The sequence below is a fragment of the Coleofasciculus sp. G1-WW12-02 genome (genome assembly GCF_040219735.1).
Taxonomy (GTDB): domain Bacteria; phylum Cyanobacteriota; class Cyanobacteriia; order Cyanobacteriales; family Coleofasciculaceae; genus Coleofasciculus.
Window position 1 is genome coordinate 21,473 of record NZ_JAVJRX010000165.1, and the last position, 22,137, is coordinate 43,609.

Annotated in this window: 22 protein-coding genes; 6 read left to right on the plus strand and 16 right to left on the minus strand. The window is 43.8% G+C overall.

Annotation, left to right across the window (positions count from 1 at the left end; genetic code table 11):
* Positions 1-6: 6 nt before the first annotated feature.
* From RID09_RS26235 to RID09_RS26245, 3 genes are all read right to left on the minus strand, one after another.
* Positions 7-837, minus strand: coding sequence for a hypothetical protein (locus RID09_RS26235; protein ID WP_446338859.1), 831 nt, complete (start codon positions 835-837; stop codon positions 7-9).
* A gap of 149 nt (positions 838-986) precedes the next feature.
* The gene (locus tag RID09_RS26240; RefSeq protein ID WP_446338860.1) at positions 987-1,475 is read right to left on the minus strand and encodes a universal stress protein; all 489 of its coding nucleotides are present in this window, start codon (positions 1,473-1,475) and stop codon (positions 987-989) included.
* A 216-nt stretch (positions 1,476-1,691) separates the two neighbouring features.
* Entirely contained in the window at positions 1,692-2,858 is a 1,167-nt protein-coding gene (locus RID09_RS26245) for a pyridoxal phosphate-dependent aminotransferase (RefSeq protein ID WP_446338861.1), read from the minus strand.
* Between the two features lie 460 nt (positions 2,859-3,318).
* On the opposite strand from RID09_RS26245, the gene RID09_RS26250 reads away from it, so the two are divergent.
* On the plus strand, positions 3,319-3,711 hold the full coding sequence (locus RID09_RS26250) for a J domain-containing protein (protein WP_446338862.1): 393 nt from the start codon (positions 3,319-3,321) through the stop codon (positions 3,709-3,711).
* A 45-nt stretch (positions 3,712-3,756) separates the two neighbouring features.
* Here the strand turns inward: RID09_RS26250 and RID09_RS26255 are convergent, their stop codons facing one another.
* The 4 genes from RID09_RS26255 to RID09_RS26270 form a co-directional block, all read right to left on the minus strand.
* Entirely contained in the window at positions 3,757-4,566 is an 810-nt protein-coding gene (locus tag RID09_RS26255) for an ABC transporter ATP-binding protein (protein ID WP_446338863.1), read from the minus strand.
* 29 nt (positions 4,567-4,595) lie between these two features.
* Positions 4,596-5,444 (minus strand): ABC transporter permease, encoded by an 849-nt coding sequence (locus RID09_RS26260; protein ID WP_446338864.1) that lies wholly within the window; start codon positions 5,442-5,444, stop codon positions 4,596-4,598.
* 141 nt (positions 5,445-5,585) lie between these two features.
* Positions 5,586-6,611: an ABC transporter substrate-binding protein gene (locus tag RID09_RS26265; RefSeq protein ID WP_446338865.1), complete on the minus strand. Its 1,026-nt coding sequence runs from the start codon at positions 6,609-6,611 to the stop codon at positions 5,586-5,588.
* A gap of 106 nt (positions 6,612-6,717) precedes the next feature.
* On the minus strand, positions 6,718-8,277 hold the full coding sequence (locus tag RID09_RS26270) for an OmpA family protein (RefSeq protein WP_446338866.1): 1,560 nt from the start codon (positions 8,275-8,277) through the stop codon (positions 6,718-6,720).
* 388 nt (positions 8,278-8,665) lie between these two features.
* Here RID09_RS26270 and RID09_RS26275 point away from each other — a divergent pair, with 388 nt between their 5' ends.
* Entirely contained in the window at positions 8,666-8,998 is a 333-nt protein-coding gene (locus tag RID09_RS26275; protein ID WP_446338867.1) for an EamA family transporter, read from the plus strand.
* A 157-nt stretch (positions 8,999-9,155) separates the two neighbouring features.
* On the opposite strand, the gene apcB is transcribed toward RID09_RS26275, so the two are convergent.
* On the minus strand, positions 9,156-9,665 hold the full coding sequence (gene apcB, locus RID09_RS26280) for an allophycocyanin subunit beta (protein WP_446338868.1): 510 nt from the start codon (positions 9,663-9,665) through the stop codon (positions 9,156-9,158).
* A 120-nt stretch (positions 9,666-9,785) separates the two neighbouring features.
* Entirely contained in the window at positions 9,786-9,917 is a 132-nt protein-coding gene (locus RID09_RS26285) for a hypothetical protein (RefSeq protein ID WP_446338869.1), read from the minus strand.
* Between the two features lie 532 nt (positions 9,918-10,449).
* On the opposite strand from RID09_RS26285, the gene glnA reads away from it, so the two are divergent.
* From glnA to RID09_RS26305, 4 genes are all read left to right on the plus strand, one after another.
* A complete protein-coding gene (gene glnA / locus RID09_RS26290; RefSeq protein WP_446338870.1) occupies positions 10,450-11,871 on the plus strand; it encodes a type I glutamate--ammonia ligase in 1,422 nt (473 codons plus the stop codon).
* A gap of 162 nt (positions 11,872-12,033) precedes the next feature.
* Positions 12,034-13,107, plus strand: a complete 1,074-nt coding sequence (locus RID09_RS26295) for a class I SAM-dependent methyltransferase (RefSeq protein ID WP_446338871.1) — start codon at positions 12,034-12,036, stop codon at positions 13,105-13,107.
* A gap of 217 nt (positions 13,108-13,324) precedes the next feature.
* Positions 13,325-13,828 carry a YbjN domain-containing protein gene (locus RID09_RS26300; RefSeq protein WP_446338872.1) on the plus strand — a complete coding sequence of 168 codons (504 nt, stop codon included), beginning with the start codon at positions 13,325-13,327 and terminating at the stop codon, positions 13,826-13,828.
* Positions 13,829-14,055: 227 nt separating this feature from the next.
* On the plus strand, positions 14,056-14,181 hold the full coding sequence (locus RID09_RS26305; RefSeq protein ID WP_446338873.1) for a hypothetical protein: 126 nt from the start codon (positions 14,056-14,058) through the stop codon (positions 14,179-14,181).
* An 86-nt stretch (positions 14,182-14,267) separates the two neighbouring features.
* Here RID09_RS26305 and RID09_RS26310 read toward each other — a convergent pair whose 3' ends face one another.
* The 7 genes from RID09_RS26310 to RID09_RS26340 form a co-directional block, all read right to left on the minus strand.
* Positions 14,268-15,374 (minus strand): hypothetical protein, encoded by a 1,107-nt coding sequence (locus tag RID09_RS26310; protein WP_446338874.1) that lies wholly within the window; start codon positions 15,372-15,374, stop codon positions 14,268-14,270.
* A gap of 340 nt (positions 15,375-15,714) precedes the next feature.
* Positions 15,715-16,698, minus strand: coding sequence for a tRNA 5-methoxyuridine(34)/uridine 5-oxyacetic acid(34) synthase CmoB (gene cmoB / locus RID09_RS26315; protein WP_446338875.1), 984 nt, complete (start codon positions 16,696-16,698; stop codon positions 15,715-15,717).
* 82 nt (positions 16,699-16,780) lie between these two features.
* Positions 16,781-17,554: a carboxy-S-adenosyl-L-methionine synthase CmoA gene (cmoA, locus tag RID09_RS26320; RefSeq protein WP_446338876.1), complete on the minus strand. Its 774-nt coding sequence runs from the start codon at positions 17,552-17,554 to the stop codon at positions 16,781-16,783.
* Positions 17,555-17,860: 306 nt separating this feature from the next.
* Entirely contained in the window at positions 17,861-18,151 is a 291-nt protein-coding gene (locus tag RID09_RS26325; protein WP_446338877.1) for a hypothetical protein, read from the minus strand.
* Between the two features lie 139 nt (positions 18,152-18,290).
* Positions 18,291-19,001 carry a tRNA1(Val) (adenine(37)-N6)-methyltransferase gene (locus RID09_RS26330; protein ID WP_446338878.1) on the minus strand — a complete coding sequence of 237 codons (711 nt, stop codon included), beginning with the start codon at positions 18,999-19,001 and terminating at the stop codon, positions 18,291-18,293.
* Between the two features lie 221 nt (positions 19,002-19,222).
* Complete coding sequence (locus RID09_RS26335) at positions 19,223-20,431, minus strand: U32 family peptidase (RefSeq protein WP_446338879.1); 1,209 nt, start codon at positions 20,429-20,431, stop codon at positions 19,223-19,225.
* A gap of 52 nt (positions 20,432-20,483) precedes the next feature.
* Entirely contained in the window at positions 20,484-21,731 is a 1,248-nt protein-coding gene (locus RID09_RS26340) for a U32 family peptidase (RefSeq protein ID WP_446338880.1), read from the minus strand.
* Between the last annotated feature and the right edge of the window lie 406 nt (positions 21,732-22,137).

Genomic DNA, 22,137 nt, shown 5'->3' on the forward strand with positions numbered 1-22,137 from the left:
CCAAGTTTAAAAGGGATTAGGAATTGAAGGCAAATTGTCTCTTAATACATCCGGAATTTCAATCTGCGGAAACTGCTCATTCAAAACTTCTTCGAGTTTATCAATCCCCGGAATTTCAATATCAAACCCTTTAAACAAAGCCCCGGTAACAATGTCTTCAATTTCAGCTTTTGACAATTCTATTACCGTCCCTAACACCCCCTCTGGACTAATATTAATCCCTTGACCTTGACGCAACAAAACGGGCTGAGGGTTCCACAGATTATACCGTTCGCTCAATTCGACTTCGCCCTGTAAAACCTTCACTTGCGCTTGTTCATTTTCATCTAACTCCATCAAATAAACAGTTCCGCGTGTCACGGCGGTAATCGAACCCACACATCCTTGCGTTCCTGACACGACACTTCTACCACTTCGCAGCCGCACACAGCGACTCCCCACGGTGAGTGCCGAATTTTCTCCTAATCTTACACCCGCATTGTTATTAAAGAGCAAATTCGCCCGTGTTTGTTTCGTACTAACCGTTTGTCCCAGAGTTGCAACCGCATTAACTTTAACGGGTCGGTTTTGGATATAAGCTTCATTTCCCCCTAAAATTTCTACAATTTTGGCTTGACTAACTCTTTGTGCGGATGCTGGCGCATTGTGCAATCCCAATACCACGACGATGAACAAACCACTGAGAAAACCGACTAAATTTTGCCACCTCAATGTTCTCCAAGGTATCAACGTCTTTGTTTGATAACCGTGATCTCCAGCTAATTTTACCCCCTGGGTTAAACTGAGAATCTGTTTTTTGAAATTAACCCAATTTCTCAGTCTAAATTTATTGTTCATAGATGCTGATTAACTTTAAAGTTTTGTCCGAACTCTAGGATATCAAGTTCAATTGAATGCCTAAGTAAGTTGGTGAAAATAAACCCAACTATATTAGGTTTTGTCAATATTCCTCAAGCTCTTACAAGTGACTAATGACCAATGATAAACTATTTCTCTGACGCTCCAGTTGCCACACCTTGCACCACTAAAACTGAGCAGGGAACATGATGGAGAACATGATTGCTGACACTGCCTAAAAGCACTTCAGTTAAACCCCGACGACCTCGACGACCAATGACAACTAAGTCAGCGTCCCAACTGTTTACAAGGTCTCGAATCGCACTTCCTGCATCTCCCATTTTGCACGTCCATTCTGTTGCCACTCCTTGGTCTGTTGCCTTTTTACAATAGTCAGCTAGCCATTTCTGAGTTTCATCACTTTCCTTTTTCAATTTGTCTTGCATACGACGTGAGAAGTCAATCAATTCTCTGCCAAACATATCTCCATAAAAACCCACGCCTTGGTTTTCTATAGGTAAGCAATGAAAGATCATCAACGCTGCATTGTCCTGTTTAGCTATATCTAAGGATTGGCTAAAGACACCCTCCGTTTGAGAGGAATGGTCAAGCGCTACTAATATTCTTTTATAGGTCATCAGTTTTACTTCCTAATTTTTCAGAGAACAGGGAACAGGGAAAGAGTTTTGAGTTTTGAGTTTTAATGGGTGTAGAGGCGGGTTGAAGATTATCTTTTTTTGTCACCTTAAGGATATTAAACCCGCCCTGAGTGTTCAGACGTAGCATGTTACCTGTGGAACACCCCATCTCCCTCATCTTCCCTACCTCTCTCATCTCCCCCTCTTCCCCGACAATTAACTCAACCGGCGAACAAATTTCTCCAATCGATCCATACCCTTTTCAATAGTTGGCATATCAGTAGCATAGGACAGACGGATACAGTTATCGACACCAAAGGCAATACCAGGAACTGTCGCCACTTTCTCAGCTTCTAAAAGGGTGTTACAAAACTCCAGGGATTTAAGTCCAGTTTTGCTGATATCGGCAAATACATAGAACGCCCCATTGGGTTTAGGGCAACTAATTCCTGGAATGCTATTCAGGCGTTCGTAAATGACTTGTCGGCGTTTAGCAAAAGCAAGGCGCATTTGTTCTACACAATCTTGGGAATTTTCCAGGGCTGCGATCGCGCCATACTGGGAAAAGGTACAAACATTAGAGGTACTGTGGCTTTGAATCGTGGTAACTGCCTTAATTAAATCCACAGCACCCGCTAAATACCCCACACGCCAACCTGTCATTGAGTAGGCTTTGGCAAACCCATTACTGGTAATTGTGCGATCAAAGATATCTGATCCAATAGCACCAATACTCAAATGTTGAGCGCCATCGTAAAGAATCTTTTCATAAATTTCATCCGAGACGACTAAAATATCCCGTTCTACAATCACTTGGGCGAGGGCTTTGAGTTCTTCTGGGGTATACACCATCCCGGTGGGGTTAGAGGGAGAATTAAGCACAAACAGCTTAGTTTGCGGGGTAATCGTCGCCTGGAGTTGCTCTGTGGTGATTTTATAACCCCTTGACGCATCCGTTTGCACAATAATCGGCGTACCCCCTGCCAATTTGACCATTTCCGGATAGGAAAGCCAATAGGGGGCGGGAATAATCACTTCATCCCCAGGTTCAATCAGCGCTTGCATTAAACCAAATAGGGAATGTTTACCGCCATTGGTGACAATGATATTGTCCGGCTGGTACTCTAACCCATTATCTTGGCGCAGTTTATTCGCTATTGCTTGGCGTAACTTCGGTTCCCCAGCGGCGGGTCCATATTTGGTTTTCCCGTCATCCAAAGCTTGTTTCGCCGCCGCCTTAATATGAGCCGGGGTATCAAAATCGGGTTCCCCGGCGCTGAAACTGCACACATCCAAGCCATCGACTTTCATCGCTTTGGCTTTGGCGGAAATAGCGAGGGTGAGAGAGGGAGAGACTTGACCAACTCGTGCTGCTAACTGCATTTTTACTCAACTTGAACAACTAGACGGTGTTTGAAAAGCACCTGAGAAGCTAGGGTAAGGGCAGGTTTTGATTTTAGGCGAAAGGTTCAAGGCATTATAGCGATATCTCAACCTGCCCCTCCTCTGTGCAGACACCTTTTTCAACACGCTCTCTTGGAAATATACTACTTTATCTCCGTCTAATTACCTATTTTTCAAACGTCTCTAGATTAGGGATGTTCGTTCAACTTAAGAACGGGTAACTTGATATGATATGACATATATCGCTATAAAAACGCTCCAACTCTCAACAATTTAGTCAACCCTAGGATTTAAAATTGTAAACTTACGTTAACGAAAACTGACAAACGATATCTTTCCTAAACTGATGTATTGTTTTGCATGGTTTCAGCCACAACCTTGGAGAACTTGAATTACTATTTTTATCAATATAGTGCTGTCAGTCGTGAGGATGGTGTATATGTTAGACGTAGAACGATACTACAGAGTCCTGGACTTAGAACCCAATGCCTCACCCGAGGAAGTCCACCAAGGGTATCTAGATATGACGTGGGTATGGCATCCTGACCGTTTTGTGGGTCATCCCCGCCTACAACAGAAAGCCCAGTACAAGTTGCAAGAACTCAATGAAGCCCATGAATGCTTGCGTTCTCAATCGGCGGCTAATGGTAGAAAAATGGGTCGTAAGCCAAAATACTCAGCATCACCACCGCCACCTCGTCGTTCACCATCTCCGGGTTTATCCAAATCACCAACCCAACGGAAGCCACAAAAAAATGATCCGCGAACTGTTAATACAAGGAGACCATCGATTTGTTTTAAAACCAATCCCATCGATGATTGGTTAGATTAAAATTAGGAAACGTGGAAAGTCTTTTAGCTAACTATTAATGATCAATCAGCTCCGCAAAAGCGCAGTTTCTGGTTGATCTGTGAGTAAGTCAATAATCTGATCGGTGTAGTTTTGAAACGCCGACAAACTCTTAATTTTCAGCCTACATCCATCAGAATTATCAGTTACGCGATCGCGAGGTAAATCAATCGTCAGTTCCCCTTGAATTGTACCCGGTTGCGTCGTCAGCACATAGATGCGTTGGGAGAGAAACACCGCTTCCCCTACATCATGAGTAATCATCAAAATCGTTGTACCCGTTCGTTGCCATAATTGCAGCAGGAATTGCTGCATGGCTTCGCGGGTTTGCACATCTAACGCGCCAAAGGGTTCATCCAGGAGTAAGACTTTAGGTTGACATGCTAACGCCCGCGCGATCGCGACTCGTTGTTTCATTCCGCCGGATAGTTCTTTGGGCAACGCTTTAGCAAACTCTGATAATCCCACAACCTCTAAATAATACGATACGTGCTGCCGTCGTTGTGCTGCGGATAGTCCCTGTAACCTTAAACCAAATCCCACATTATTAGCTACCGTCATCCAGGGGTAGAGAGTATAACTTTGAAACACCATCCCTCGATCCGAACCGGGTCCAGTCACTCGCACACCATCCACGCGGATTTCACCAGCCGTTGCTTGTTCCAGCCCAGCAATTAGACGTAATAACGTCGATTTACCAGAACCCGATGCACCAACTACACTAACAAATTCTCCCGATTCAATGTGCATGTTGATATCTTTAAGGGCAACCGTGACGCCCTTACGACTTGAGAATTGTTTATAAAGTTGAGAAACAGTTAATTTTGTCTTTTTCATTTGTTGTTGATTATTAGTTATTTTAATCCTTAATCTATAGTCCATTTACAGGATACTCGCAGCAACAATCTAAATAGTAAATCGAAGCTTAGACCGATTAATCCAATAACAATGAGTCCAGCAAAAATTTGATCAGTTCTCAGAAACCGCTGCGCCACACTAATCCTGCGTCCCAAGCCTTCAGTTGCTGCCACTAATTCTGCCACAATCACTAAATTCCAAGAGGCGGCAATATTGACCCGACAAGCATCGATAATACTGGGCATAATAAACGGAAAAATAACATACAGTAAAACTTGAAGGCGTTTCCCCCCTAACGTATAAGATGTTTCAATTAACTCCTTGGGGACAAACTTAACCGCATCCATGATCATCAGTGTATTGAAAAATAACGTTCCGATAAAAATAAGCAAAATCTTCGGGGTTTCTCCGAGGCCAAAGTATAAGATGAGTAAAGGAATAAATGCTGGCGCAGGCATATACCGCACAATTCCAATAATCGGTTCCATTAGCGCCCGAATACTGGCAAAGGTTCCCATGAAAGTTCCCAAGGGAATAGAAATCAACGCGGCGAGAATAAAACCACAGAGAACCCGAAATACACTTGCTAAAATATCCTGGGGCAAATCGCCACTTATCCAAAGTGACACAATCGCTTGCCAAACATTCTCTGGTGTCGGTAAAAACAGAGGCTCAACCCACCCCGAATGAGAAATTAGCCACCATAACCCAAACGGAATACCGATAGACAACACCATCAATGGCCAGGTCAAGGATTTGGGAATATCTTCGGCAATGCGCCAAAATAGGGTGGGTTTCAGTGTTTGAGGAGAAGATTTTATCTCTCTTGTACACAAATTTTCAGGAGTCCGAGTCATTAGGGTTTACCAGAAACTATTTGCTGTGATTATCTACATCATCTTCTTAGGTCGATACACAACTGGTTCTTGTGGATAAACATTCACAATGAATAACGACAAACCCTATTGTGTACGAGAGCGAATCAGCCCTGAATAGATTTAGGTTTTCTGCTTTTCCGCATAGGCTTTTACAAAGCGATCATCTAAGAGTTTATCCAAATCAGGGGCTTGTTCAATCAAACCATTCTCTACTAAAAATGTACTAATTTCTTGAGCCGCATAAGGCAGCGATGTCATGTCATCTCCCGGTTCAAACGCGGCTAAATTATCCTCGATACTAAAAATAGTCGTTCCAGCATCATATTCCTTATATTCATCAACCGTAACTCCTGCTCGTTTGGCTAAAATTTGCAAAGACTTGTCCGAATTTTCATTCATGAAATCCAGCGTATCAAACCAAGTATTTACCAAAGCTTGCACCGCTTCCGGGCGTTCCTCAAGCATTTGCCGACTCACAACTAGATGATCAGGAATCGCACCGGGAAAGTCCTTAGAACTAAACAACTCTTTACTTCCAGGACGTTCAAGTGCCTTCGTCGTAAACGGTGCAAATACACCCACAGCATCAACCTGTCCGGCGACAAATGCGGCAGAGGCTGCCCCTGTTTCTAAGGGTTTGATTTCCACCTCATCTGGAGATAATCCAGCTTTTTTTAATCCTAAGAGTAAAAGAAAATGATCAACTGTACCCGCTTCTACAGCAACCGTTTTTCCTTGCAAATCCTTTATGGCATTAATTCCCTCACGAACAATAATTTTGTCATTTCCGGTTGAATTATCATTGACCAAAACAATGACTTGATCTGAGCCAGCCGCAACAGAGCTAATCGTGTCATTCAAGGTTTGGGTATTGGCATCTAACTGACCTGCGGCTAGGGCATTAATTGAATCCAGATAGCCATCAAACCACTTCAAATCTACTTTCACATCATTGGCGGCAAAGAGTTGTTCTTCCTCGGCGATTTGCCAGGGAAACCAACCGGGCCACGCACTGAATCCCATCTGAACGGCTGGTGTTGAAGGGGATTCAGAGGTGGAGACATCAGTAGCAGGAGTACAGCTAACCGCAATAGTTAAACTGACAAAAAATAAGGTAAAGCAGGTAACAATAGTCCGAATTTTCATATTTTTAAACTCAAAATTTAACACTTGGTCGGGGCGGGTTTAGTTACATTTGGGTAAAGGAAGAGAGGATAGTAGTGAAACCCGCCCCTACACACTCAAAACTTTCTTAGTTAACTCGAACTAAGCGGATTTCTGTACGCTGTTGACGGGGATCTGTCGGCGGAATTCCAGACAGGGGTTGATTAAAGCCTTTGCCTTCTGCGACAAAGTTATGCTTAAGACCACGATTTTGTAGGTAGTTCACAACAACTTGGGCGCGTTGTTGACTTAAGGTTTGGTTCAGGGTTGCTGTCCCTGTTTTCGAGGTATGACCAATCACTCGCACGGCTACAGTTTGGGGATTAAACTCTTGAATTTCATTGGTTAACTGATTCAGGGTTTGTTGCCCTTGATTGGTTAATGTTGCTGAGCCAACACCAAATTGCACTTCTCCTCGCACTTCTAAGTTGCCAATATCTGGGGCAGCAGTAATCTTTTGGGCTGAGACTTGAGGCACAGCGGCAATGGTTTCTCCCTTGCCCGATAGTCGGTCTGCCAGTTCTGGGTTATCGGCACGCACTAAGCTAATTAAGGTTTCGGTATTATTTGTGGCTTTGGTGAGAAACTGAGGTGAAAATAAGGTCTGGGGGGCTTGAGGAACATCATTTAATCGACCCGCTAAAACTAATACAGCGGCGGTGGAACCAATCCGTTTTTCTAGGATATTATCACTCATCCATTGCTGGGCTTCAGAGGCAGTAAAAAAGTCAATTCCCTGTAAAACGGCACTAGCTTCACTAGAAGATAATTCCCCATCTTCTGCGATTTGCGTTTTTAATTGGGAGGGTTCGCGAACATTAGCGTCAATCCGGCGATAGTAGGCTTCCAGTAATTCTGAAATTTTCTCAGGTTGAGACTCAATCAAGCGATTGGATGCCACAATCACATCCACAATGGCTTGGGGTGCATCCTGACTGGATAAAACGACAGTATGCCCTTGTTTTTTGGCTTGGGTGACATAGGGTTCCCAAATCACCGCCACCGCCACATTCTGATTGGGATCTTGTAAAAGTTGCCACGCCTCAGACGCATCAGCGACTTTTTTGACTTGAAAATCAGCCAGCTTAAACGCCTCAAACTTGGTACTCAACACCAGCGCCAGGTACTCACTGGGGGTATCCCCCGCAAAGGTGAGGGTTAACTGTCGTCCTTGCGATCGCTCCTGCTCAACTAATCGCTTAAGATCTAAGAGTGACTTAAGATTTGGATATTTCTTCGTATTCAGCACAACGGCATCAGCGCCTACCGTGCGGTCAATCAAGCCAATAATTTGTCCTTCGGGTTGTTGTTGCAGGAACTGATCTAATGTCGTGACTAATAAATCTGCTTTTCCCTGATTCAATAATTCAGCCCGTTTGGCTTGATCAAACTCATCTTGATAGCGCAGTTTGAGCCCAACCTCTTCTAATGCCTTTTGAAACGGCTGACTGCGAAACGTGCTATAGCCGCTGAATGTATCTCCCAGAATCCTCAGTTCACCTTTGGCGGCTTTGGTTTGAGTCTGACTTGACAGATTAGGAACTAGATCAGGTGCCGCCTTATTCAACACCCACAGACCACCTCCAATCAGACCCAAGGTAGCGGCTAAAGCTAAAATCAATACTAGCGGATTATCGCGTTTACTCATAACCTATAATCGACCTATTCCATTTCACTATGCTAGCGGCTGATTTGTTGTACTTTATGTAACATTTTTGCGCGGGTTTCTGTAAAGTTATGGTTTTTACAGATGTCACCGCATCCATGAATCAACCCAGATGCCGTAGGTCTACTCTCACTCACGCTCTCATTTTTAGTGGGTATCTGCAAGTTTCTCTCTAAATTTTGGCAGATTCAATGGGAAAAAGTCAGGAATAAAGCACGGATTAGCTCGGAATAAGTCAGGCTCTCACTCAAGATGGCTCAAGTTAATTCAGATAGATGTCACGCGGCTTAATCCTAAATCTGTTGAGCAACAAAGGCTTATTTCTGTGACATTCAGATTAAGATAGTTCTACTGGAGTGGAGAATTTTTCATGAACGCTTATTTTGCTTTAGTTATTTCGATTATGATCGGTATCGGTGGGCAGCTAAGCCTTAAAGCTGGTGCTATTCAGGGTATTGGCAATAAGCTTTTCTTTCTTGAGCCCTACATTATTGTGGGATTGTCGTCTTATTTCTGTGCTTCCCTTTTTTACATCTTTGCCCTTAGGGAAATTCCTGTTTCTGTAGCTTTTCCCAGCGTTTCGATTAGCTATGTAGCGGTCGCTTTTTTGGCTCACTTAATTTGGGGAGAACCTTTTGGCATTAGACAGGTTATCGCCTTGGGACTAATTGGTCTGGGAATATACATATTATCCCAGAAGTGAATCCTTTATCTGGGACAACGATTAAAATACGCACCCAAAGAGGGTCACATTAAGTATTTTCAGAGTTTTTGCATCAGTTTTAGTACTCGCGACTATCCAGAAGGAACATTGAATAGATCCCCACCGTACAGGCGGGTGGGGAATTCCGCGAGTTAGGTTAAATATTGCGTTCGCTTAATTCACGGGTCATGTAATCGAATGGCTGATCCACAAATGCCGTATTAGCAACTCCCCCGGCGGCGACTTGCTCTTTCACGATATCTTTCATAATTTGGATACCGCGAACAGTCGGACCAATGGGAACCCCCAAGGAATTGTAGGTTTCCCGTAAACCTTGCAGTACTCGTTCGTCAAGCACATCCATACTCCCAGCAACCAGTGCATAACTGGCATAGCGCAGATAATAGTCCATATCCCGCAAACAAGCGGCATAGCGACGAGTCGTGTAAGCATTGCCACCCGGACGAATCAGTTCCGGGACATCTTCAAAAAGTTGCGATCCTGCCTGCTTGACAATTGAGGCTGAATTAGTATTAATCACGGCGGCTGCCATGATTCGGGCTGTACCACTGTCAAAGTAAGATTTGAGTGAATCGATCGCATCGCGATCGAGGTAACGACCAGTGATGTCGTAATTTCTAATCAGGCTTGTAATCGCATCCCGCATGAGTCGGCTCTCCAAATCTGTATATCTTTATCTATTTATCTTGCCAGTTATTGCAGCACGGCTACAAAAAATTCCCACAAACAAAATGGACATAACGGAACAAAACCTAGCCTTGTATGTTTATACTGTTGGCGTTCCATCCCCATCCACATGTGACCCGCCTGCTGAACCCTGTTCTTTGATCACATAAGCTGGACTCACCCAAGTATTGCTCCCAAGGCAACTTGGCTTATCTGCACTAGAATACGTCATGGTTGAGCGGATTGACAAATAGGAGATGGGTAATCCTTATTATTTTGTAACATTTGAGACAATTTAATCGTTTTCTGAGGATACCCAGAATCAGGAAACTAGATTCTGTAACTTTGGATACAAAAGCTCCCTCTGCCTCTCCCTAGGATGAGTCAGATACAAAGGAGACAGGTTTCAAGCCCAATCAGGTTGTTGAGGTAAACCTGAGATGGTACGACAACGGCTCCCCGGCTTAGGGAGAAAGCTCGCACCAATGTATCTTGTCTCGTTTCTCACACTCAGGGGACAAACTGACGGGTCTACCCATGTTTGCAGCTCCTGCCACTGATAACCGTATCGTTTCCTGGTTAATCACATGTCTAGTATGTTTGTGCGACACTTGATTCCTAATCTCCCCCGTAGTCCTAAGCGTCAGGTTGAGAACAGGCATGACCGTCTGTCTAAGCCGGTGAGAACCTGAACAAGTCTTCCTCCATCGTTCAACTATTTGAACTTTTCTAAACAATAGTCCAATTGACAAAAGGAGTCATTCATGCCAGAAACGCCCCAAGAGGTCTTGAAAATGATTCAAGACGAAAACATTCAAATTATTGACCTCAAATTCATTGACATGCCAGGGGTCTGGCAGCACTGCTCGTTTTACTACGATCAAATTGACGAAAGTGCTTTTGAAGATGGGGTAGCGTTCGACGGGTCAAGTATTCGCGGTTGGAAAGCCATTAACGAATCAGACATGTCAATGGTTCCCGATCCGAAAACGGCTTGGATTGACCCATTCATGCAAGAAAAAACCCTGAGCATGATTTGCTCGATTAAAGAGCCTCGTACTGGTGAATGGTACAGCCGTGACCCCCGCACCATCGCCCAAAAAGCATTGGACTTTTTGAAATCTACTGGACTTGGGGATATTGCCTTCTTTGGTCCAGAAGCCGAGTTCTTTATCTTCGACGATGTTCGCTTTGATCAAACTGAGAACAAAGGGTTCTACTATGTAGACAGCGTTGAAGGGCGTTGGAATTCAGGACGGGAAGAAGCCGGCGGGAACTTGGGATATAAACCTCGCTACAAAGAAGGATACTTCCCCGTTTCGCCTACGGATACGATGCAAGACATGCGTACCGAAATGCTGCTAACCATGGCTCAATGTGGTGTGCCTATTGAAAAGCATCACCACGAAGTTGCTACAGGGGGACAGAACGAACTCGGTGTCCGTTTTGCACCAATCGTCGAAGCCGGTGACTTCTTGATGGTTTACAAATATGTGGTTAAAAATGTTGCCAAGAAGTATGGCAAAACTGCCACATTTATGCCCAAACCCCTGTTTAATGACAACGGTTCTGGGATGCACACCCACCAGTCGATTTGGAAAGAAGGGAAACCCCTGTTCTTCGGCGATGGCTACGCTCAAATGAGCAAGATGGCGCTGCATTATATCGGCGGCTTGCTCAGACATGCGCCAGCGCTGCTAGCTTTGACCAACCCAACGACTAACTCCTATAAGCGCTTGGTGCCAGGCTTTGAAGCGCCTGTGAACTTAGCTTACTCTCAAGGAAACCGTTCAGCTTCCATCCGGATTCCCCTCTCTGGTGACAATCCCAAGGCGAAGCGGATGGAATTCCGTTGTCCTGATGCGACTTGTAATCCCTATATTGCCTTTGCGGCGATGTTGTGTGCAGGCTTGGATGGGATTAAGAACGAAATTGATCCAGGCGAACCCTTAGATGTGGATATCTACGACCTCTCACCAGAGGAATTGAGCAAAATCCCGTCAACTCCTGGTTCTCTGGAAGCCGCTTTAGAGCATTTAGAGAAGGATCATAGCTTCTTGACCAGTACAGGTGTATTCACCGAAGACTTTATCGACAACTGGATTGCCTACAAACTCGATAATGAGATCAACCCGATGCGGTTGCGTCCTCATCCCTATGAGTTTTCCCTCTACTACGATGTCTAGTCTCAGAAAATAGCACAAAATGAGAAAAAAAGCCATCCCTAGGGGTGGCTTTTTTTTGCCTACATCTCCCCTCAACTCTAGGGTTGACTCTGTGAACTTTTTTATTTTTTTAGTTACAATACTTAACAAATGACAATCAGGTAACAACCAGCTTCACGACTCATGTCTGATACTTTGACAAAACTGGCATATCAAACATTCCAGCAAGGAAAAGCGGCGTTTGCACTCGCACACAAAAACACAGGATCACAACTACGGAATCTGATTAATCCTCCAATCAACCAGCTTAGAGCCAAATCCCTCTCTCCAGAAATCCTGCAACTACTTTGGCAAAAGTTCGAGCAGATTCTGGAAACCGATTGGCAGGATGCGGAGCGGGGCGTGTATCCTAAAAGCCTGCTGTTTGATAACCCTTGGGAAGACTTCTTGCGCTACTATCCAGAGATTTGCCTGGATTTACTGAACATCTGGGAGAGGGTCAATCAGAATAAATATCAGGAGTTCTCGCCAGAGATTGATATCGAAAATTATCCAAACTACTATCGGCGCAACTTCCATTACCAAACCGATGGCTACTTGAGTGATACCTCAGCCAACCTGTATGATTTGCAGGTAGAACTTCTGTTTAATGGTGGGGCTGATCCGATGCGGCGGCGTGTACTTGCACCGTTAAAGGAAGGACTCAAGGCGTTTGATACCGTTCCTGCTCAACAAATTAAGGTTCTTGATGTAGCCTGTGGAACGGGTCGGACTTTAAGGATGATTCGGGCAATGCTGCCAAAAGCGTCTCTATTTGGCACAGATTTATCCCCAGCTTATTTGCGTAAAGCCAATCAACTCTTATCGGAGATTCCGGGGGAATTACCGCAACTGATGCAGGCTAAGGCGGAGGAGTTGCCGTATCGGGATAATTATTTCCACGGTATCACTTGCGTGTTTCTCTTCCACGAACTACCACCTTCTATACGTCAGCGCATCATTGAGCAATGCTTCCGCGTCATTCAACCGGGAGGAGTGTTTGTTATCTGTGACTCTATTCAGGCGATTGATTTTCCCCAATTCATGCCAATGATGGAAAACTTCCCTGCTATATTCCACGAACCCTACTACAGACACTACATTACCGATGATTTAGTCGAACGCCTGACTCAGGCGGGTTTTGAGGCAATTACAACTCAAAACCACTTTATGAGCAAGTACTGGATTGCTCATAAGCCTGAAGACGCTACGGTGTAGAATCGTTCTCGGCAATTAAGATCCCCGACTTCTTCAAGACGTCGGGGATCTGGGTCTTTGGGGGTAAGTCATCGGGATTAACCGATAAAATAAGCTTGGGGCTACTCCCACCTATCAAGACGCCAAATCAAGATTATGGCGTGAGATGAATTGCCAGATTAGGTAAATACCACGCCTTGTGTTATATACAATTGTCAACTGCTATAGAGAAACGTCTATGACCACTAAAAAATCGAATCCAGAAACGGTGTCTACAGAAAGCTTGTCAACGGAAGAGATCATCTCCACTGAGTTTATCCAAGATCAGGTTACCGTCAACTATGTAGAAACTATCGAAACAGTCATCTCCAGCCTGGAGCAAGATGACAGTGCGATGGTAAGCCATAACGATGAAGGTTATCTCTGGAAGTTTAAGTATGGTAGCGTTGAAGTCTTTGTCCAATTGACGGGTTCTACAGATGAGGATACGTTTACCGTTTGGTCTTCGGTGCTGCATCTCCCGGCTGAAAAAGAAGCCGAATTGATGCGTAGACTTCTGGAAATGAACTGGTCAGATACCTTTGAAGCCCGTTTTGGCATTGTGGATGATCAAGTGGTGGTGTTATCGTCGCGCACGGTGGCTGAATTATCGCCAGGAGAAATTTCTCGGGCGATTACTATCGTTGCCACGATCGCGGATGATAATGATGAAGCATTACAGGAAGAGTTTGGCGCGTCTTGAGTTGTACTACAACCAGACTTCGCGATCGCAACCTCCTCTCATCTATGGCTGATATGGTAATCTCAATTTTTTCTATTCTACTGAGTCGGGTGCAAAACCTGAGATACCTGTAGTGTTTTTGTAGTATCTTAAATCAAGGCTGTTGAAGCTTAGTTCTTTCCCTTGTCATTAATCTCAGGTATAGGAGTTCAAAACCGCGATCGCACCGTCTAGCGTTATCGGCTGTAATGGTTGTGGTGCAAGGGATAGAGACGATTGTCGCCTCGGTTAAACGGATTGGTTATTCTGAGCGAGCGATATTACACGCGATCGCACCCCTAGAACAGCAGTCTAGTAATCGAATCATCTCCTGAAATTGCGAAAAACAGTGATTTAGGCGACCCAATCATCCTTTCTTTATTTTAATTTTTACTTGATCCAGCTATAAAATCACTACAATTTAATCAAATTGAGCAACTAAAGTTGGATAACTACTCATCAAAATAATCACAACAGCCAAGATGATACCTAGCCACAATAGCGATACACTTCTCAACGAATGAACCTCTATATGACCTGGAGGAACAAAGATTACCCGAAATGGGGCGAGGGCTTGGTGATTATATTCTGCTTCCGTTTCCAAATTATAAGTATCAACTAGATTCGGTAATGGAGTCTGAGAAATAAAATCCCTAGATGCTGGGTTTATAGGTTGATAAGCTAAAATTTTTCCATCATCGCCTACCCCCACTAAGTAACTTAAAGTCCTGTTAGTTGTCATATCTGCTTGCCATGCTTGATTAATTTGGCTGTATAACCTTGTGGATAATGCTTTAACTTTACGATAATTTTTAATTTCTGACGCCATAAAAAAAGGTGAACTTAAGGCTAACTGCATGTTGTCATTTACGATACTATTTTTTTTATGAAAGGTACAAAATCCGATAGCTTGAGTCGCTGCCACAGTAAATGTTGCAATGATTCTTGAATCGAATTGTAATCCTCGGATAAAATAATTCGGAAAACTAACTAATATTATCAGGCAGACAGAGAAGAATGGAGCCATAAAGTTAAACACAATCCACCACCAAGCAGATTTTACAGAGTGACGCAGTACCAGCCATTGAGTTAACCCCAACCAAATAATGCAAAAAGCAAATACAAAACCACTATATATGGTTATATAATTCATATCCATCAATACCCCATCAAAAGTAGCCAATGGCAAAGTAGTGGAGAGAAAGTACAGCCATCCTTGAAAAGTAGTACTCAAAATTATCTGACCTGCCGCCGTTGCAGGAATCCACAACCAACTCGATAGGTATTTACGTAGTATTAGCCACTGAGTTGCTCCTACCACAGTTCCTGTAACGAAGCCACTAATAATTGCATTCCCAATTCTCACCTCCTGTTCAACAAATACTGAAGTGGGTAGATAGCGAAACAAAAATCCAACTGCCAATCGACTCAGCCCAGTCATGAGAACAAAAATAATCACAAATTTGAGTCGATCAAAGGGTGGGATCAAAAATTGCTGTTTATTTAAATAAGTCGATAAAATAGACATAGAACATCGATTCAGTATTCAATAATGTGGTTTATTACACTAATAGTGAGCGCCTCGCTCACACTAGTCACGGTAGTATTTTACACTCTCTCGTGCCAGTTGGTTTCGCTACAGGACGAGATGATAAGATGATAATCCGCAAGACACTATACCCACGGATCAGAACGAAATGGCAGGCGCGATCGCACGAGGTTTATAGTATATTCAACAGAATCCCTAGACCACTGATTCAGCCATCAAATCATCTACTGGTATTTACCCAAAAAAGTAACATTCGCTACTAAATACTCCATTTTATGATTTATGTTTTCTGCACTCATAAAAACAAGCAAAATCACGTTTAATCTTTACAAGCCATTACATAATAGCGCCACGGTGCGGGATAGCCTTCTATCGTTACAGATAAATTATCAGGATTCAGAAATTCTCGTAAACTATCGATATTTGCCCAAGGGGTGCGGCGCTGTTCCTCCACAGACAAGGGTTGAGCAAAAAAACAGTGAATGTGATTAAAGCCAGCCCGTACTAGCCAATTCTCCAAACAAGATTGAGTCGGCAAAAACCAAATTCCGCGTGCTTTAGCATAGCGCTTGCGAGGAGTCAACGCAACAGGAAGTTCCCCTGGAATTCCCTGACAATCAATCACAATTTCTCCCTTAGGTGCTAGGGCTTGTCGCAGTTTACCCAATAAATTAATCGGATCTCGATGATGGTAAAGAATCCCTAGACAAAAAATCGTATCAAAGAAATCAGGATAAAAATCAATATGCTCAACCCCCAATAACTCAAATGTCAGCATTGGTTGCTGAACAATATTTTGGATAAGCTGAAAGTTCCAAAAGTGCTTAGGAACTGGCTCAAACCCAATCACACACTCCGGCTCCTGATCAGCCATGCGAAACATAAAATAGCCATTGTGACAGCCAATATCCGCCACCCGACGATTTTTCAGGGAATGGATATGGGGTAAAATTCGCGCCCATTTCCAGTCAGAACGCCACTCTGCATCAATGGTAATCCAAAACAGTTCAAAGGGTCCTTTTTTCCAAGGGCAAAAGGCTTGCAACGAGTGATAAAATCGCTGTTTTTGTTCGGTTGTGAGTTCCTCAGCATGACCCACTTTAACCACAGCATCAGAGAAGTCATACCAATCACTGTGGATGTCCTGAACCGCCTGCACCGCTTCCCGATATTGACTCACTTGAGGAGCGAATAATTTGGATTGTCGCTCTTGGCGTACTGATAAAATCGCCTCTCGTGCTAAAGTTTCGGGGTAGCGCTCTAGGTAATCAGGGGGTATATAACCAATATCAGAATTTGTCATTGTTTATTGAAATAAAGCACCACAGAGGCACAGAGAACACAGAGGATTTTTGGATTGCTGTGGTTCCTCCTCCAAATTCCTCTTACTTGAGAGCCACCCAGGAAACAAAGTTATGTAATTTAATTAGTGAATCAACGCTATTAAAGCCACTATCATATAACATTTGCACCTGCTGATCTTCTGTTAAAGGCACTAACACATTCTCTAGCGCCTCCTTTTTGCGTTCAATTTCAGTACGGGCATAACCATTATGAGCTTTAAAGGCTTCGTAGTGTCGGGTGATTGTCTCTTGAAATTGGGGATAGGGTGACTTTACTTTTTCACTTACGAAGAGTAAGCCACCTGGAACCAATCCCTCGTAGATAGTTCGGAGCAAGAGTTGACGCACCTGTAGCGGCAAAAATTGTAGGGTGTAGTTAATCACAACAACGCTACTATTCTCAAAGGAACAGTTTTCTGCCTTGTCACAGATGAATTGAATCTGATGTATCTGTTTAATCTGAACCAACTTCTGCTCCGCTTTCTCTATCATGGGTTGAGAATTATCAATCCCAACCAGCGTAGCGTTTTGCTTCAAGAAACGCCCCAGTAATTCCAGAAATGTTCCCGTAGAACAGCCAACATCAATAATCCGCGTTCCCGGTTGATAATACTCTCTCGCCCAATGAGCGGCACAGGTTAGCACCTCTTGATACAGAGGCACTGAACGAAATATCATATTATCGAAAACATTGACCACATCCTGGTTAAAAACAAACGGCTTGGGCCACACTTCTTTTTCAAAGAGTTCATCTTTTTCCGGACTCAGATAAAGTTTTGTGGGATAAAGTTCTGGATTGAGTTTGTCGTAATTCATCAGCCAATTGTAGAGGCGGGTTTAGGAATTGTAGAGGCAGGTTTAGGGACTCACGCTAACTTATCACCGATAACTGAGCAGCAAAACCAGCCCTTATTCATGTAGGGGCAGGTTTAGTTTTTTTCGGTGGGATTATGCTATATTACCTTATCTGGCGTAAGAAGTACTGATCGCACAACTATCCAATTTGAGGCGCGACAGGTTGAATAGGAATAGTACTGAAATTTTGGCTGGTGGGCAATGCCCACCCTACGGTATATCAAGGATTTCGGCGACCCAAAAATGCTTATTTGAGCGCCATTCGGCTTAATAGGGCATTTCAGTCTCTTCCACATCTGCTGGGGCGTCTGTCAATCCCATGCGATCAAGGGCGATAACAACTCCTACAGATACCACTCCTCCTAAAAGTAAACCAATAATTAGGAGAGTAATATAGATGCGCTTCAAAGATTTTTTGGTCGATTTTATATGCTCTGGCGATAGATTAGGGTCAAGGCTTTCCTGTTCAGTGTCTGGAGATTTCTCATCCACCCCATCTCGTTGGGGATGGGGAAAACCGTCATGCTCGAATTCTGGGGGATTTTGATTATTCCACATATCTCTAGTTTGATTATTATTTGCAGAATTCTCATCAGCCTAAAGTTAGACTAACTCTCGGCAACGAGTTTCACAATCCAGGATGACTCTCCTGTACTTAGTGAACGAGCATCTTGCTCGCTGGTATGAGGTAATATTATTAATACTTTAGATAAAACTCTTTAATCAAGCTAATAAATTCAGGGGTATAAACCCGTCTGCTGGCTTCTATCGTAAGGATGTTTTCTTGAGAGGGTAACTGATATTTACCTAGTTCCAGTATAATTCGTTTAGTTTGACTGGCTAAGGTTGGTTTAACAGAGAGTTTCCTCTGGCAAAAAAAACCGAATGATTCGGCTTTTTCTTGGAAGAGTTGGGCTGCTTCAGTAGGGTAAATGACAGCAAGCCTACCATTCTCGCACAAAAGCTTTTCTGTCACTTGTAATAGATCCAATTGCCTAAGAGAATCACTATGTCGTGCGACGGTTCTCGCCTTTTGTGACGCTTTACTGGCATTGTCAAAAAAGGGGGGATTAGACACAATCAGATCGTACCGCTTAGAGCAAGTCGTGGCATAATCTTGCACAGAACCCTGATACACCTGAATGCGATCGCGCCAAGGTGATCGCGCCACATTCTCCTGCGCCTGAATGCAAGCCTCTGCGTCAATTTCCACGGCGTCGATATGCGCCTGCGATCGCTGTGCCAACATCAGCGCCACCAAACCCGTTCCTGTGCCAATATCCAGAATGCTTTGCACGCCTGTGATATCCGTCCATGCCCCTAACAGTGTACCATCCGTGCCGACCTTCATCGCACAGCGATCATGAAAGACGGTGAATTGTTTGAAGCGAAAGTATGGATTAGACATTCTCAGTCGTTGATCATGAATAGCTGACACCTTAATCTACTAATTTAGTAGAAATTAGTAGATTTTTAGTAGATATGACCCAGATGAGGTACACCCGAACGTAGGGGCACCATCCTTGCGCCCTTATCAAGGTATCGCACTCTAGAAGGGCGGGTTTAGTCACGTTATCAGTTTGTAGCAAACTGTTATCTGTAAAACCCGCCCCTACACCCCTGTATCAATCAAGATATCTTACCCAAAAGTAATGATCCTGGTACGGCTTTTTTTATCCAGTCGGTAACTAAAAGTTGTTCGGGTTCAAAGCTGTCCAGAGGTTCGCCGTTTATGGTGCGAAAAATAACATCTTGGGGAACAATCGCTTCACCCGTTGGCAAAACCATACTTTGAATCTGTGAAATCTCGAAGGAACGCCAGGTGTAAAAAACCACATATTTGCCACTTTCGCCAGCCAGAACTTCCGCTAAACAGGTGTCATTTCGGTATTCAGATAGTTTTGATTTCATCCGGGGGAACAATGCGGTGGTGCGATTCGCTTTGAAAAAAGGAGCGCGTGTTTCTCGGAACCAGTTTTCCCGTAATTTTGCCGGATTTTCTAATATTTGGCGACAAATTTTATCAATATCAACGGCGACATTATCCTCCTGACTCAGATGTCGCACGTCTAATCGTACTGTATGTAAACCCGCCTCACACAACCCATCTAAACGATCGAGAATAAACTGATCTTTGTCTAAGAACATGAACGTTCCATGGGCAGTTTCTAAAGTAGGAAAATGGCGATTAGGGTTATCAGCAAAAGCCGCCGTCGCTTCTAGATAAAGAGGGGAGTCTGGGTTAAATCGGTATAGAGAATCGATTTCCTCTGTTCCTTCTGTATGCTGGCTTTCCAGCAACGGGTTTACTAAGAGCGATCGCGGCGAGTAAAATAAGAGAATAAGTCCCACACCCAGCAATTCACAGGGAACGGGTAAAGTTTGGCAATATTCAATCAGCTTTTCTTCCGGTAGTTCAATCGATAACACTAACCGTTCCAACGACTCCGAAAAAATCTCGCACCATCCCTGCAAAGCCTCCAGATTGTGATTCCCTGTCTCAACAATTAACTGGATAGGAATCTCAGGAAAATGGGTTTTCAGCCAATAAGCCGCGCCAGGATCACAGACACGAATGGCGCCAAAGTGACTGAGTTCCCAATCCTTTAAATGATTACAAATAATTCTCATTACCCGTTCTGGCATTAACAGATCCCAGACGAGTACCGGGCGCAGTTCGTTTTCCCAAGCTTGTCTGGCTAAATCATGAACCTTCGCTTTTGATAATTGTCCCTGTCGCGCTAATAGTATTGGTTCCAATAATACTTCTTGTAAATTGGGGGCTTTGACACAATACCCTAAATCCTGAATTGATGAAACAAATGTATTAAATTGCATGGTAATTTGTCGTCAAACTTGGAGGAATGGGCGAAGCATTCTTGGATAAAGTTTATACTCTTCGGACTAAGTTTTTGGCAAGAATGCTTCGCCCTGGGGAATGGGTGAATCGAACGACATTTAATTGGGCGATATTGTGCGATCGCACGGAGTCATCCGGCTTGGGTAAGCGAACAATACTGTCCTTTCGCATCGATTCTAACCGTTCACCTGTCATAGAAAAAATCTGATTAACTTGCCACCCTATCGGTTCTCCATGAAAAGGGATAATTTCAATTTTATCGCCAACTGCCAAGGGTTCAATGAGTCGTAAAATAATCTCTTGGGAGGTTGTATCCATAACCATGCCTAAATAGCAGTGAGTTCCTGTATTAATTCCCGATAACTGTCCAAATACGGAATTCTTATCGGCTGGTGTTTCTAAGGAACCCGAAAAATAGTCTCGGTTAGGAATCGATTGCAGTTCGGCTGCGGCTTGGCTGAGGAGCTGTTCATCTAATGTGCCGACTGCATAAGCATCAATTAATTGACGATAAACCTTACAGGTGAGGGCGACATAGAACGAGGATTTCATCCGTCCTTCTATTTTTAATGAGCAAATATTATGGTTAAAAAAATCGCCAATCTGATAAATTCCCCACAAATCTCTGGAAGACATGAAGCTGACCAAATTATCGGCTTTATCGTCATGACTTTGTAAGTGATAGGGTAATCGACAGGATTGGATACATCCGCCCCGGTTAGAATCGCGACCTGCGGTAAAATTAGAAATGGTACAATGACCAGAATATGCCATACACATTGCACCGTGGGCAAACATTTCCACGTCAATACCGGATTGTTCTCCAATTAAACCCGCTTCAGCAATACTGAGTTCTCGACCGACAATTAAGCGCTTGACTCCCATTTTTTTCCAGAGAAGGGCGCTGTAGGAATTGAGACAAGATGCTTGAGTGGAGAGGTGAATAGGTAGATTTGAATTCCTTTGAACAACTCGGATAACCCCTAAATCGGAGACGATTACCCCATCAACCCCCATAGATTCGAGAAACTGGCAATAATCAATGAGTCCCTCAAAGTCGGCATCGTGGAGAAAAGCGTTCAGCGTGACGTAAATTTTGGCATCATGTTGATGGGCAAATGCCACACTTTGAGCTAACTCAGAGTCAGTAAAATTATCTGCACGCGCCCGCAATCCATAGTTTTGTCCCCCTAGATACACCGCATCTGCACCATAAGCAATGGCGACTTTTAAGCGTTCCAGATTCTTCGCTGGGGCGAGGAGTTCAGGTTTAAGCATGTCTGGGTTGAAGGATAAGCGGGAACAGCACTAATTTAACATTCGTGGTGCGATCGCATCCAGAAAAAGGGATATGAGGCAGACATATCGATGAGAAAGGACAAAGGACAAAGGACATAAGACCATCTTGTTGCAATCTTTAAAATGGATTAGCCCAACTTGTTCCTATCTTTACAGATTTTCTCCTATAACAGAAGTAACAGACAAGTGGGTTCAAGGGTAGTGGGAATGCCCCTTCACACCGCTTGGCTTGTACCCAGATCGCTTGGTAAAAAGAGCCATCTAGTGAGCAAATTCCAGTAGAGATAGATTTCAGAGGCGCGAAGTATCGCGTCTCTTCTCATTTTTCGCAGCAGCTTGATCAATCTTAACCAAAGACTAGCGTTCACCGTCCGGATCAGATAGT